The sequence below is a fragment of the Frateuria aurantia DSM 6220 genome, from assembly GCF_000242255.2.
Lineage (GTDB): Bacteria > Pseudomonadota > Gammaproteobacteria > Xanthomonadales > Rhodanobacteraceae > Frateuria > Frateuria aurantia.
In genome coordinates this window covers 2,463,537-2,477,442 of the sequence record NC_017033.1, presented here as the reverse complement: position 1 = coordinate 2,477,442, position 13,906 = coordinate 2,463,537, and the positions used below count along the sequence as shown (strand labels likewise).

The 13,906-nt window shown below is 61.7% G+C and carries 9 protein-coding genes; 4 read left to right on the top strand and 5 right to left on the bottom strand.

The features are described 5' to 3' along the window. Positions 1 to 13: 13 nt before the first annotated feature. On the bottom strand, positions 14 to 1,126 hold the full coding sequence (locus tag FRAAU_RS11555; RefSeq protein WP_014403707.1) for an inorganic phosphate transporter: 1,113 nt from the start codon (positions 1,124 to 1,126) through the stop codon (positions 14 to 16). 61 nt (positions 1,127 to 1,187) lie between these two features. Beyond that, positions 1,188 to 1,817: a DUF47 domain-containing protein gene (locus tag FRAAU_RS11550; RefSeq protein WP_014403706.1), complete on the bottom strand. Its 630-nt coding sequence runs from the start codon at positions 1,815 to 1,817 to the stop codon at positions 1,188 to 1,190. Between the two features lie 144 nt (positions 1,818 to 1,961). Between FRAAU_RS11550 and FRAAU_RS11545 the strand changes: the two genes are divergently transcribed. Further along, positions 1,962 to 3,308: a hemolysin family protein gene (locus FRAAU_RS11545; protein ID WP_014403705.1), complete on the top strand. Its 1,347-nt coding sequence runs from the start codon at positions 1,962 to 1,964 to the stop codon at positions 3,306 to 3,308. A gap of 79 nt (positions 3,309 to 3,387) precedes the next feature. Here the strand turns inward: FRAAU_RS11545 and FRAAU_RS11540 are convergent, their stop codons facing one another. Beyond that, positions 3,388 to 4,155, bottom strand: coding sequence for an RNA methyltransferase (locus tag FRAAU_RS11540; RefSeq protein ID WP_041270553.1), 768 nt, complete (start codon positions 4,153 to 4,155; stop codon positions 3,388 to 3,390). Positions 4,156 to 4,289: 134 nt separating this feature from the next. Here FRAAU_RS11540 and FRAAU_RS11535 point away from each other — a divergent pair, with 134 nt between their 5' ends. From FRAAU_RS11535 to FRAAU_RS11525, 3 genes are all read left to right on the top strand, one after another. After that, the gene (locus FRAAU_RS11535; RefSeq protein WP_014403703.1) at positions 4,290 to 5,096 is read left to right on the top strand and encodes an inositol monophosphatase family protein; all 807 of its coding nucleotides are present in this window, start codon (positions 4,290 to 4,292) and stop codon (positions 5,094 to 5,096) included. Between the two features lie 528 nt (positions 5,097 to 5,624). Beyond that, positions 5,625 to 8,087 (top strand): TonB-dependent receptor plug domain-containing protein, encoded by a 2,463-nt coding sequence (locus tag FRAAU_RS11530; protein WP_014403702.1) that lies wholly within the window; start codon positions 5,625 to 5,627, stop codon positions 8,085 to 8,087. 345 nt (positions 8,088 to 8,432) lie between these two features. Next, a complete protein-coding gene (locus tag FRAAU_RS11525) occupies positions 8,433 to 10,877 on the top strand; it encodes a TonB-dependent receptor plug domain-containing protein (protein WP_014403701.1) in 2,445 nt (814 codons plus the stop codon). Positions 10,878 to 11,082: 205 nt separating this feature from the next. Here the strand turns inward: FRAAU_RS11525 and FRAAU_RS11520 are convergent, their stop codons facing one another. Continuing rightward, on the bottom strand, positions 11,083 to 12,846 hold the full coding sequence (locus FRAAU_RS11520; RefSeq protein ID WP_014403700.1) for a hypothetical protein: 1,764 nt from the start codon (positions 12,844 to 12,846) through the stop codon (positions 11,083 to 11,085). A gap of 100 nt (positions 12,847 to 12,946) precedes the next feature. Continuing rightward, a complete protein-coding gene (locus FRAAU_RS11515; protein WP_014403699.1) occupies positions 12,947 to 13,873 on the bottom strand; it encodes an aspartate carbamoyltransferase catalytic subunit in 927 nt (308 codons plus the stop codon). Positions 13,874 to 13,906: the final 33 nt, after the last annotated feature.

The following is a 13,906-nucleotide window of genomic DNA, read 5'->3' as shown; positions in this document are numbered from 1 at the left end:
GAGCGAGGATGGGTCAAAGCAGGGCGCGGGTGGCCTTGACCACTCCGTAGGCCAGGGCTGCCGTGATCGGCAGGGTCAGGACCCAGGCCCAGACCATCCGCTCGACGATGGACCAGCGGATGGCATTGAAGCGCTTGGCTGCGCCGACGCCCATGATCGAAGCCGACACATTGTGGGTAGTGGATACCGGAATCCCCAGCATCGAGGCCGACAGGATCACCAAGGCCGAGCTGCCCTCGGCTGCAAAGCCGTTGATCGGATGCAGCTTGACCATCTTGTGGCCCAGGGTCTTGATGATGCGCCAGCCACCGCCGGCCGTACCGCCGGCCATGGTCAGGGCGCACAGGATCTTGACCCAGGCCGGCACCACGAAATGATCGCCGGCGGTGGGAATCCGCATAAAGCTCAGCCAATGCGGCAGGTGGTCCAGAGTGCCCGCGGTGGTGGCGCTGGCCAGGGCCAGGGCGATGATGCCCATGGTCTTCTGCGCATCGTTCATGCCATGGGCCACGCCCATGGCGCTGGCCGAGACGATCTGGGCCTTGGCGAAAAAGCCGTTGACGAAGGGCGTGCGGCCGAAGCGGCGCAGCCAGCCCTGGCGGTCAGCCAGCCAGGACAGCAGGGCGTACAGCGAACCCATGACCAGGAAACCGATCACGAAGCCCAGTGCGGGCGAGATGACCATCGGCAGAATCACCTTGGGCACGACGCCGGCCCCCTGCCACCAGTGAGCACCGGGCTGCCACCAGATCACCGAACCCAGATCATTGCCTGAGCTGGCGATGGCGGCACCGACCAGCGCACCGACCAGGGCATGGCTGGAGCTGGAGGGCAGGCCCCACCACCAGGTCAGCAGATTCCAGATCGTCGCGGCCAGCAGGGCGCTGATCAGCAAGTCTGCACCGACCTGCATGTTCAGCAGGCCGGCCGCAATGGTGGCGGCCACGGCCGTGCCCCACAAGGCGCCGAAGATATTGGTGATGGCGGCCAGCAGCACCGCCTGGCCTGGCGTCAGCACCTTGGTGGCCACTACGGTGGCAATCGAATTGGCAGTGTCGTGGAAACCGTTGATATAAGTGAAGATCAACGCGATCAGGATCACCGCAGCCAGCATGGTCAAGGTCATGAGCGGATATCTCTGCGCATGATGAGGGCAGAGTGCATTATGTAGCCCGACATGCCTTGCCTCAGGAATTCTTCAGCACGATGGAATACACCGTGTTGCCGACGTCACGGCATTTGTCGATGGCCTTTTCGAGCAGTTCGAACAGGTCCTTGGCCAGGATGGCACGCATCGCATCACCCGGCTCCAGATACAGGGCGCGATAGGGTGCCAGCAGCAGCCGGTCGCCTTCGGCCTCCAGTGCCTGCAGGCGCGACTGCAGCTTCTGCACGGGGTCGATCCGCAGCCCCTTGCGCAGCTCGCCGATGATTTCGGCGACCACGATGGTCGAGCGCTCCAGCAATTCGGTGCGCTTGGCGAAGTCGATGCCCTGCAGTCGCTCGGCCACCAGCACGTAGCGTTCGGCGAATTTCTCGATGGTCTTGGGAATCTTGTACAGCGCCGAGTTCAGCGCCTCGATGTCTTCACGGTCCAGTGCCGTCACGAAGGTGTTGACCAGCTCTTCGCTGATCTTGCTGGCCAGTGCCTTTTCGCGGGCGCGGGCCGCGGCAAAGTGGCTGATCACCGGCGCCCGGTCGGTCTGGGTCACCAGTTCATGCAGCGCCTTGGCGCTGTCGCAGGCGGCGTCGGCGCTCTGCTCGAGCAATCCGTAGAACTTGTCGCCTTTCCCAAAAATCGTTTGCAGTGAAAACATGCAGTACCTGATTGCGGTCGCGGTGGGATTCCCCAAAGGGGTATGGTATCAAGACCTGCCCGGCCGGGCGATGGGCACCCCTGCTGGAGCGGGGGCGTAGCGGTTACACTGTTCTCATCTCGATCCTTTTGGGTTTGCTTCGCAATGCTGATTGAACTGGCGCTGGTGGTCCTGCTTGCCCTGTGCAACGGATTTTTCGCGCTCTCGGAAATGGCCTTGGTGGCCTCCCGCAAGATCAAGCTCAAACAGCGCGCGCTGCACAGTCGTGGCGCAAGGGTGGCCTTGCGTCAGATGGAGGCGCCGGAGCGTTTTCTTTCCACCGTGCAGGTGGGCATCACCTTGGTCATGCTGATCACCGGTTCGGTCGCCGGTGACGCGCTGGGCGACCATATCGCCCGGCTGCTGCAAAGCCACGCCATGAGCGGCTGGAGCCGCTATGCGCACGCGGGCGGCATCGTGATCGGTTTTGCGGTGATTTCCTTTCTGCAGATCGTGGTCGGGGAGCTGGTGCCCAAGCGTCTGGCTCTGGCCGCGCCTGAGCGCCTGTCCAGCATGGTGGCCTTGCCGATGCTGCTGTTGTCGCGGATATGCGCGCCCTTCGTATGGCTGCTCAATGCCTCCAGCGGATTGATTCTGCGCTGGATGCGGGTCGGCCAGCAGCGCAGTGACGCGATCAGCGAGGACGAGATCCGCCTTCTGGTGGCCGAAGGCACCGAGCAGGGCGTGCTGGATCCCGACGAGCAGAAGATGGTGAACCGGGTGTTGCGTCTGGGCGACCGCACCGTCGACAGCGTGATGACGCCACGCATGCGGATCAGCTGGCTCAATATCGAGGACAGTGCCGAGGACAATCTGGCGGTGATCCGCAGCACCGCCTATGCCCGCTATCCTGTCTATCGCGGCGATCAGAGCGACATTGTCGGCGTGGTCGAGGTGCGCAGTCTGCTGCGCGGGCCGGACGAGCCGGCGCGGACGCTGTTCCGTTCGCTGAAGCGGCCGTTGTACGTGCCGGGCGCGGCACGGGCGCTGGACCTGCTGAACTCGTTCCGTGATGCGGATACGGTGCTGGCGCTGGTGGTTGATGAATACGGCGAGATCGAAGGTCTGATCACCATCAACGATCTGCTGGCGGCGGTGATCGGCGCCAGCCAGATCGGCCACGGACCTCACCCCGGGGACGACCCGGGCGATGGCGGCCCGGCCCCGGCTATCTCGCCGCGCGACGAGGGGGGCTGGTTGATCGGCGGCTCACTGTCGAATGACGACCTGCGGGAACTGCTGAAGGTCGATCAGCTGCCCGGCGAGAAGGAGCATGAATTCCACACCGCCGCCGGCATGGTGATGAGCGCGCTTGGCCATCTGCCTCAGGCCGGCGAGGTCTTCATGTGGCACGGCTTCCGTTTCGAGGTGCTGGAGCTGCGCGGCGCCCGCATCGAGCGTCTGGCGGTGATTCCCCCGTCCGAGCAAAGCCCGGCCGACGACGCGCAGTAAGCCGATTCGAACGCAGCGAGGCCGCTAGGCCGGTTCGCGTCGGAGGCGCCGAGCCGGGGCCTGGCGCCCCGGCATGCGTTCAGGCGTTGCCAGCCTTGCCGGCCAGCTGGGCCATGCGCTGGGCATCGGCCAGCACGCCGTGCAGGATCCGCAGCTCGCGGGCATCCGGCCGGGCCCGCTGGAACAAGCGGCGCAGGCGCAGCATGATGGTTTCCGGCGCGCGGCCCTTGTGGAATTCGATGTCGTCCAGGGTTTGTGCCAGGTGCTGGTAGAAGCGTTCCATGAGGGCGGCATCGGCTGGCGGCTCCTCGTCGGTCGGTGTCGGCACGGCCGGTGCCTCGGCCAGGCCCGCCTTGCGCAGTTCATACGCCATGACCTGTACCGCCTGGGCCAGGTTCAGCGAACTGTAATCTTCCACGCTGGGAATCATGACCATGGCATGGCAGCGGGCCAGTTCGTCGTTTTCTAGGCCGGTACGTTCGTTGCCGAAAATCAGCGATACCTCCTGGCCGGCGGCGGCGGCCTGCCAGGCCTTGGTCGCGGCTTGTTCCGGCGTCAGTTCGGGCAGGTGCACATCGCGGCGGCGGGCGGAGAGGCCCAGCACCAGCTGCGAGCCGGTCAGGGCATCGGTCAATTGAGGACTGACCACGGCCTGGTCCAGTACCGCGTCGGCACTGGCGGCCAGAGCATAGGCTTCCGGGTCGGGAAAGCGGGCCGGATCGACCAGATGCAGGCGGGTAAAGCCCATGGTCCGGATCGCGCGCGCGGCACCGCCGATATTGCCGGGATGGGAGGTGCGCACCAGTACGAAGCGCAATCTTGCCCGCAGGGTTTCTAGATCAGACATTGAATCAGGTCGTTCCGGCATGAAAACCTGCATGCTACCGCGCCCGGCGTCTTCGCGTACGCCCGGAAGCTGAAGGAATGTCCCGGGTCTGGTAAACTGGAGGTTTGCTATCAACGCATACTAAAGTCCAGATCATGCCAAGACCCGCCGTCAACGTTGCCTCCAGCGCCGCTCGCGCCGCAGGAAAAATCATCCTTCGTTACATGAACCGCGTCGAAGGTCTGACCGTGGTCGAAAAGCAGCGGTTGGACTTCGCCTCCGAGGTGGATCGTCTGGCCGAGGCCGAGATCATCAAGGAGCTGCGTCGCGCCTATCCCAGTCACGGTTTCCTCGCCGAGGAAAGCGGCGCCCAGGGCAACAAGGGGCCGCTGACCTGGGTCATCGACCCGCTGGACGGTACTCACAACTACCTGCGCGGTATTCCGCATTTCTGCGTCTCGATCGCGATGCTGGATCACGGCGAGCCGGTCTACGGCGTGATCTATGACCCGCTGCGCGATGAGCTGTTCACCGCAAGCAAGGGCGATGGCGCCTATCTGAATGATCGCCGGATCCGGGTCAGCAAGCGCGAGTCGCTGGATGGCGCCTTGATCTCCACGGGGTATCCCTATCGTCAGCGCGAAACCATCGACAGCCAGATCGCGATCACCCGCGCTCTGCTCAACCAGGCCGAGGACATCCGCCGCAGCGGTTCGGCCGCGCTGGATTTGGCCTATGTCGCCAGCGGTCGTCATGACGGTTTCTTCGAGAACGGTCTGAATGTGTGGGACTTCGCTGCCGGCGCCCTGATGGTGCGTGAAGCCGGCGGCAAGTACTGCGATTTTGCTGGTCGCGATGGCTTGCCGGTCAGCGGCAACCTGGTCGCCGGCAACCTGGGCGTGGCCAAGGCCATGGTCGAGGTGATCGCTGATCACGCTGTCCCGGCGCTGTTGCGGGGATAACCATGGCTTCGCCCGTTTCGGGCTGAACCGGTTGCAGTGCATGCCATAAGCCGCCTCCTTCGGGAGGCGGCTTTTTTGCGTCATGACGGAACCGTGGCGCCCCTTGGGCTATCCAGGTCTGGTTATGCCGGCTTTATCAGTACCTGTGCTGCAGATCGATTCAGCCCGGGCCAGTGTTTTCATGCCTGCGGTCCGGGGCGGGAGCGAGGTCATCGCCTGTCGGGCGGGGTATGGGGCCGCCCGCTATCTCAGCCATCTGGACTTGCGTCTGGTGGAAGTCCGGGATCGCCTTGTCTCCGCGCCAGGCACGAGAGAGTGGGGCATAACTTGCGGAATTTAGCTTATGTATTTTTGTTATGGCCCGTCTGGAGTAAATCGGTCAGTTTGCGTTGAACCTTTGATTTCATGGGTTTAACCTCGACGGCCCTCCGAAAGCATGACGAAACGCCATGGGATATGGGCTGACATGGTCGCCCGGTCCATGCGGTGTTTCGCCTGTTCCGGACATTTTTGACGAGGTTGTGAGACATGGCTGTAATCAATGGAACGCGGCAGCTGCTGGCTGTCGCCGTGGCGATGAGCCTGCAGGCTCCGCTGTGGGCGCAGAGCGCCTCAAGCGACACGGGGGCCGCTGTGGCGTCTGCGAAGCCGGCCCCGGCATCGCGGAAGCTGGAGACGGTGATCGTCACCGGCACGCGAGCCGACAATCGCACCGAAAGCAGCTCGCTGACCCCGATCGATGTGGTTTCGGCGAAGCTGTTGCAGCAGACCGGCACCACCGAGCTGACGACGGCCTTGTCGCGGATCATTCCTTCGCTCAATTTTCCGCGGCCCTCGGGTGGCGATATGGCCGATCAGCAGCGTTCGGTGCAGCTGCGCGGGCTTTCGCCGGATCAGGTGCTGGTATTGGTGGACGGCAAGCGTTGGCACCCCGGTGCCTTGATCGCGACCAGCGGCGTGATCGGTCGTGGTGCCCAGGCGGTGGATCTGAACACCATTCCCATGGCGGCCATCGATCATGTCGAGGTGCTGCGTGACGGGGCCTCTGCACAATACGGTACGGATGCCATCGCCGGCGTGATCAATATCATCCTGAAGAAGGGGGCCAAAGGCGGTGTGGTCGAGAGCACCTTCGGCGAGTACTACAAGGGCGACGGGCGGCAGTGGCAGGGCGATGCCAACTTCGGCATTCCGCTGAATGACGACAAAGGCTGGCTGCGTTTCACTTTGCAGAGCGGCAACAACGACTATACCAACCGTGCCCGTTACGAGCTGACCGCGCCCTACGAGAAAGGGCAGCGCTTCGGCGATCCCGCCTCGCACAACCAGAATGTGTTTATCAACGGACAGTACGACTTCAGTCCGCATGTGCAGGGCTATCTTGAGGCCCACTATTCGCATCGCAATACCACTTCGGCGGCGTTCTTCAGGGATACGGCCAGCGGGAATGCCGCTCTGTCGATGTATCCCAACGGATATCTCCCGCTGGAACAGGGGCAGTCCATCGATCAGTCGCTTCTTGCCGGCTTGCGAGGCACGGTCGGCAATGGCTGGCATTGGGATCTGAGTGGCAGTTACGGCGGCAACCGGGTCTCTTACAGCACGATCAATTCGGTGAACCTGGCCTGGCTGCATGATTACGGCAGCAGTCCGACGCGTTTTCACGACGGCATTCTGGCAGCGGCCCAGGAGTCGGCCAATCTGGACATCAGCAAGGGTCTGGATCTGAGCTGGTTGCCGAATCCGGTCACACTGGCTTTCGGCGCTCAGTATCTGCGGCAGAGCTACAGCATCAAATCTGGTGACCTGGATTCGTACTATACCGGCACCTCAGGCGCGGCTGGTGGCGCGCAAGGTTTTGGTGGCTTTCAACCGGCCGATGCCGGCTCCTGGGCGCGCAATGATTTTTCGGAATATATCAATGCCGAAACCAATCTGACTGACAAGTTTGGTACCTCGTTGTCATTGCGTCATGAAAACTATAGTGATTTTGGCGGCGCGACCATCGGTTCCGGCGCTTTCCGCTATGACTTTACTGATCGTTTCGCTTTGCGGGCCAGTGTCTCCAATGGCTTTCGAGCGCCGTCCCTGGCTCAGCAGCACTATGCTTATACCTCGTCCAGCTATTATGGTCCGGGCAACTCGATTGGTGTGACGCCCGGCATTTACGACAGTGCCCTGGTCTCGCCGACCAGCCAGGTGGGGCGCTTGCTCGGGGGGCAGGCGCTGAAGCCCGAGCATTCGCGCAATTACACCTTCGGCGCGGTCTGGAATCCGCTGGATGCGCTGAATCTGAGTGCTGACATATATCAGATAAGCATCAGCAACCGGGTCGTGCTCTCCAATCCGCTGGGCACGACTTCGGCGGTGGTTCGTGATTATCTCTCCACCCATGGCGTGACCGATGCCAATTACAGCGGAGTGACCTATTTTACCAATGCCGGCAATACCCAGACCCGAGGTATTGATCTGGTGGCCGGCTATCTTTTTGATTTCGGAAGTGCAGGCAATCTGCAGGCCAATCTGAGTTACAACTACAACCAGAACAAGGTGACCCGTGTCTACGGCAATCCGTCCGTACTGGATCAGTTGGGAGTAAATCTGCAGCGTATTGGGCGTAGAGATATCAAGGGCTTGTTGGCGAACAGTACTCCGCGCAGCAAGCTGGTGCTGAACGGAAGCTACAATGTTGGCAACTGGGCATTCAATGCCAGTGTGACCCGCTATGGCCAGTTCACCTCTTTCAGCTCGACCAGCTATATCTATGACCAGATCTATGGAGCGGCATGGATCACGGATCTTTCGGCCAGTTATCACCTTGGCGGATGGACATTCACTGCGGGTGCGGACAATGCGATGAATCATTATCCGGATGGCGTAAACAAGATAAACAACTACGGGTCGAACAAGGGCACCATGCCTTACTCGCTGTTCTCGCCCTATGGTTTCAACGGTGGGTATTACTACACCCGCATTGCTTATCGCTGGTAAGTCGGTTCAGCGCGTATGCCGTGATTGAGAGAAAAGGGAGGGGGCGGCGACGCCCCCTTTTTTTGAATCTCAGGGACGGGCGCCGGCAGCCGGATCTGGATGACATGTGATGGCTTGGGTACTCAGGGCGTGACATTGATGCCGAATTGAGTTAGAAAGTTGTGAAGGCATCTGACATGTCGCGGGGTTGTGATTGTTTTTTATGGACGTCTAAACGCCTGTTGACGCAGTCGGGTGAAATGGGTAGTCTCGATCTTCACGAGTTCAACATGGGGTGGTCCAAGGGGTGAAGGACCTGTTGAATTCGGTAGTTCATGCAGTTGATCATTATTTTGAGGGGTGGGTATGGCAGTGATTCAAGGGTCCAGGCGCTGGATGGCGGTTGCCGTGGCGGTGGCTTTGCACGGAACGGCGTGGGCGCAGGACAGTGCGGCGGATGCTTCCGCCCAGAGCAAGGCCAAGCCGCACAATCTTGATACGGTGATCGTGACGGGAACTCGTGCCGAGAACCGCACCGAGAGCAGTTCGCTGACGCCGATCGATGTGGTATCGGCCAAGGTGCTGCAGCAGACCGGCACCACCGAGTTGACTACGGCGCTGGCCCGCATCATCCCATCCCTCAATTTTCCGCGCCCGTCGGGCGGTGATACGGCCGATCAGCAGCGGCCTGTGCAGATGCGTGGCCTCTCGCCCGATCAGGTGCTGGTGCTGGTCGATGGCAAACGCTGGCATCCAGGGGCACTGCTGTTGACCAATGGCGTGGTCGGACGTGGCTCACAGGCCGTGGATCTGAACACGATTCCTATGGCGGCCATCGACCATATCGAAGTGCTTCGTGATGGCGCTTCGGCGGAGTATGGCTCGGATGCCATCGCTGGCGTGATCAATATCATCCTGAAGAAAGGGGCCAAGGGTGGTGAGGTCTCCTTCAATGGTGGCCAGTATTATCAGGGTGACGGACGCGCCTGGCAGGGCGATGCCAATTTCGGTATTCCCCTCAATGGTGACAAGGGCTGGCTGCGCTTCACCTTGCAGAGTGGCAACAACGACTACACCAATCGTGCCAATTACGAAAATGCGGCGCCTTACGAAAAGGGACAGCGCTATGGCGACCCCGCATCGCACAACCAGAATATCTTCATCAACGGGCAGTACGACTTCAGCCAGTATGTGCAGGGCTATGTGGAAGCCCATTACTCGCACCGCAATACGACTTCGGCGGCATTTTTCCGCGATACGCTGAGCAGCAACTCCGTACCTTCCATGTATCCCAACGGCTATCTGCCTCTGGAGCAGGGGCAGTCCAACGATCAGTCGCTGGTTGCCGGTCTGCGTGGCACGCTGCATGGCTGGCGCTGGGATCTCAGCGGCAACTACGGCAGCAATCGCGTGTCGTACAACACCATCGACAGTGTCAATCGGGCCTGGCTGCATGATTTCGGATCCAGTCCGACCAGCTTTCATGACGGTGTGCTCAAGGCATGGCAGGAATCGGCCAATCTGGATGTCAGCAAGGACCTCAATCCTTCCTGGTTGCCGAATCCGGTCACGGTTGCCTTCGGTGCACAGTATCTGCATCAGGCCTATTCGGTACAGGCCGGTGATCTCGACTCGTATTATACGGGCACCTCCGGGGTGGCCGGGGGGGCTCAGGGCTTCGGCGGCTTCCAGCCGAGCGATGCCGGCAATTGGTCCCGTGACGATTTTTCCGAGTACGTGAACGCGGAAACCAATCTGACCGACAAGTTTTCGACCTCGCTGTCGTTACGTCACGAAAATTACAGTGATTTCGGCGGTGCCACCATCGGTTCGGGTGCCTTCCGCTATGATTTCACTGATCGCTTCGCCTTGCGGGCCAATGTCTCCAACGGCTTTCGAGCCCCGTCCCTGGCACAGCAGTATTATTCTTATACCTCTTCGACCTATTACGGACCAGGCAACTCGATCGGTGTGACGCCAGGCATTTACAACAGTGCCATCGTGTCATCCACCAGTCAGATCGGTCGCTTGCTCGGTGGTCAGGCCTTGAAGCCCGAACATTCGCGCAATTACAGCTTCGGTGCGGTATGGAGTCCGATTGATGCGCTGAATCTGAGTGCAGATGTATACGAAATCGACATCAGCAATCGCATCGTGCTGTCCAATCCGCTGGCGGCGACCTCGTCGACGGTGCGCGACTATCTCGCCGCCAACGGCGTGACCGATACCAACTACAGCAGCGTCACCTACTTCACCAATGCCGGCAATACCCGTACGCGAGGTATTGACCTGGTCGCTGGCTATCGCTTTGATTTCGGTTCTGCTGGCAGCCTGCTGACCAATCTCAGCTACAACTACAACCAGAACAAGGTTACCAAAGTCAATGGCAATCCGGCCGTGCTCGATGCCTTGGGCGTCAATCTGCAGCGCCTGAGTCGGCGTGACATCAAGGGCTTGCTGGCTGACAGCACGCCGCGCAGCAAGCTCGTACTCAACGGTACCTATACTTTGGGCAACTGGTCGCTCAATGCCAGTGTGACGCGCTATGGTCAGTACACGTCCTTTAGTACCAGCAGTTATATCTACGACCAGACCTTCCAGCCGACCTGGATCACGGATCTGGCGGTGAGCTACAACACCCACCACTGGACCTTCACTGCCGGTGCCGACAATGCCATGAATCGTTATCCGGCCGGTGTCAATGCCATCAATGGCTACGGATCGAACAAGGGCTCCATGCCGTATTCGATTTTTTCGCCCTACGGTTTCAATGGTGGTTACTACTACACGAAGATCGCTTACCACTGGTAATGGCCGCGGCCCTTGGCTGCGATCAGTCGCGGGCGGAAATTCAACCCGGGGGGCGTCGGCCTTCCGGGTTTTTCATGCGGTCCGCTTGCAGGAAGGCACGGTACTCCGCATGGCGGGATGCGACCGTGTCCGGTGCTGGTGCGGAGCGGACCTGCACAGCTGTACAGGGCGAAGGGGCGTCACTGGCTCGTGGGTGCCCTGTCTTTCAATGCAGGGTGATCTGGTTGCTGATCACCAGGCCGGTCGGTTCCATCCACCAGCGCGCATCGAAGTGATCGATGCGGTCGGCCTGGGCACGCATCGAGGCGATCTGTGCCTGTGAGCTGGCGGCCAGCGCCGAGATCGACATGCTCGAACCGCCGTGTTCGCCTGCCGATGCATCCGGCATGGCTTCCCGGCTTTGGGCGGCCCGCAGTTCGGCCAGTTGGACCCAGTTGCGATACATGGCGCCGCTCAGGTGGATCGAGCCGAGGATGGGATCTTTGCTGGTGGGCGCGATCAGGTCGGCAGGCAGCTGACTGTTTTCTCCTGCGCCGATGCCGATGGCCACGGCCTTGCTGCTGGCAGCGATCCAGCCAGGTTGTCCCATCGGGGCCAGCAGATCATCCGGCAGACTGACGGGATGACTGTCGGTCTGGATCCGCAGACTGCTGGTCGACGGGATGAACAGCTGGGCGGTGGAAATCAGACTGTCCGGCATTTGCGAGCCAATGATCGCCCGGCCGCTGAGTCCGGCCAGTCCGGGCTGTCTGCTGTCAAAACGGTCAAGTACCAGGCGCAGACCCCGCAATTGGCCGATGGGTGGTACGCCCAGCTGCTGAATCAGGATGGCCAGGCGCTTGGCCAGCGTATTGAGATCGGCCACGGTCGGGCAGGTAAAGGGGGTGGCTGTCACTGCGTCCACCTGTTGCTGAAGAAAATTGCGGACCTCGGCAACCGGTACGGCTGCCTGGAGGTCGAACGCTGCCTTGGCGTCGGCCCCCAGTCCGGGCAGGTCGGGGGGCAGGTTGGTGAAAGTCTGCGTGATGTCGTCGGCCAGTCCGATATCCCAGCGGACATCCTGATGATGGGCATCCAGTCGGGTGTAGCCGAAGCTGATCTGCGGAATCCGGTCCGCGATCCGGCGGGCATCGTTGCCACAACTGGGAGGGATGCTGATCAGGCGGTCGACTGGTTCGCCGGTTTGGCGAGATTCGGGTCCGGCCTGCACCGTGAGCAGGGCCCGCAGCAGCGGATCATGGCCGCCGGCGATCAGGCCCAGCAGCCGATGGGTGTCAAGGCGTGCCAGGATCTGGGTGTGATAGCCCTTGGCCTTTGCGAGGTCGCTGAGGCTGCGGCTGTCCCACAGTGAATGGCTGGGCGTGCGCAGGCCCAGTGCCTGTCCGAGCAGCTTGGCATCCGCTGTCTGCGGCAGAATGGCCAGAATGGCCTGATCGTGGCGCAGGGCGACCAGCAGTTGGGTGCCGCTGTGGCCCAGGTCGATCAGGTGATAAGCCTGGCCGTCGAGGCTGGAGCCGGGAATGGGCTGGCCATAGGCGCTCTGCAACTGGGCCATGAACTGGCTGAATGCGCGAGGATCGCGCAGAGGCAGGCGCAGCACCGGTGACAGACCCAGGCCGTACAGCACGATTTTGCCCTGCAGATCGACGCCCACTTCCTGGCTGAAGCGTTCGATGGACTTGCCCTGCACCTGGCGGCTGAGCAGGTCCAGCAGTCCGGCTTGCTGCGGTGAGGCGCTGTCCAGTCCGGGCAACATCGCCCGCAACTGTTCCAGTTGGCCGGGCAGGGCTGCATCGGCGCGTGCGAGCAGGGCTTCGCGGGTGTCGTCATCCAGTGGCTTGAGATTGGTCAGGACATACGGGGTATCGTCCGGCACATAGGCCAGGGGGGTGTCAGTGCGGCGGTGGCTGCAGCCGGCCAGCCACACACTGACCAGGGCCAGCGCGAGGTAGCTTGTTGTCGATCGCATAGAAACCCCTGTCGATACATGATGCCGGGGGTGAGCCCGGCGCGTGATGCCTGCCCCGCATGCGGCCGGCTCTGGCGTCGCCAGAGCCACCTGCCTGCGATCAGCGGCCCAGTACTTCGGCCAGTACCGCCATGCGGACGAAGACGCCGTTGCTGACCTGTTCCAGAATACGTGACTGCACGCCGTCCGCGATCTCCGAGGCAATCTCGATGCCCCGGTTGATCGGTCCCGGGTGCATGACCAGGGCGCGCGGTGCCGCGAGTGCCAACCGTCGCTTGTCCAGACCATAGGCATGGAAATACGCTGCTTCGTCCGGAAAGTCGATGGTCTGCATGCGTTCTTTCTGCAGTCGCAGCATGATGACGACGTTGGCGCCTTCGATGGCCTGGTCGAAATCACTGAACAGCCGGCACTGCGGGAGTTCCTCGGCCGGCGGCAGCAGGCTGGCCGGGCCGCACAGGCGCAGATCACGCACGCCCAGAGTGGACAGCGCGTGGACATCCGAGCGGGCGACGCGGGAATGCTTGACGTCACCGCAGATCACCACCGAGAGTTTGGACAGGTCCGGCAGATGCTGGCGAATGGTCAAGGCATCCAGCAGGCCCTGGGTCGGGTGGGCATGGTTGCCGTCTCCGGCATTGACTACCGAGACGCCGCTCATGGCGTGGCGTACCAGCTCCTCGGGGGTGCCTGACTGCTTGTGGCGGACGATGATCGCGTCCAGATGCATGGCTTCGAGGGTGTGCAGGGTGTCAAACAGCTCTTCGCCCTTGGCGGTGGACGAGAAACCGATGTCGAAATTGATGACATCGGCACCCAGTCGCCTTGCTGCCAGCTCGAACGAGGTGCGGGTACGGGTCGAGGGTTCGAAGAACAGATTCAGGATGGTGCGGCCGGCCAGCAGGTCCAGCTTGCGGGTGCCATGCGCGCAGGCCTCGCGCATGGACTCGGCGCGGTCCAGCAGTCGCTCGATGGTCGGGCGGGCCAGTGGTGCAAGCGAGGTGAGATGGCGCAGACGTTGGGTCATAGGGGCGACGGACCTGAGATGGAAAAAAAGAGG

What these genes read in the sequence shown, in the direction of transcription:
- FRAAU_RS11555 (WP_014403707.1), bottom strand. Translation starts at nt 1,126, where the DNA reads ATGACCTTGACCATGCTGGCTGCGGTGATCCTGATCGCGTTGATCTTC.
- FRAAU_RS11550 (WP_014403706.1), bottom strand. Translation starts at nt 1,817, where the DNA reads ATGTTTTCACTGCAAACGATTTTTGGGAAAGGCGACAAGTTCTACGGA.
- FRAAU_RS11545 (WP_014403705.1), top strand. Translation starts at nt 1,962, where the DNA reads ATGCTGATTGAACTGGCGCTGGTGGTCCTGCTTGCCCTGTGCAACGGA.
- FRAAU_RS11540 (WP_041270553.1), bottom strand. Translation starts at nt 4,155, where the DNA reads ATGTCTGATCTAGAAACCCTGCGGGCAAGATTGCGCTTCGTACTGGTG.
- FRAAU_RS11535 (WP_014403703.1), top strand. Translation starts at nt 4,290, where the DNA reads ATGCCAAGACCCGCCGTCAACGTTGCCTCCAGCGCCGCTCGCGCCGCA.
- FRAAU_RS11530 (WP_014403702.1), top strand. Translation starts at nt 5,625, where the DNA reads ATGGCTGTAATCAATGGAACGCGGCAGCTGCTGGCTGTCGCCGTGGCG.
- FRAAU_RS11525 (WP_014403701.1), top strand. Translation starts at nt 8,433, where the DNA reads ATGGCAGTGATTCAAGGGTCCAGGCGCTGGATGGCGGTTGCCGTGGCG.
- FRAAU_RS11520 (WP_014403700.1), bottom strand. Translation starts at nt 12,846, where the DNA reads ATGCGATCGACAACAAGCTACCTCGCGCTGGCCCTGGTCAGTGTGTGG.
- FRAAU_RS11515 (WP_014403699.1), bottom strand. Translation starts at nt 13,873, where the DNA reads ATGACCCAACGTCTGCGCCATCTCACCTCGCTTGCACCACTGGCCCGC.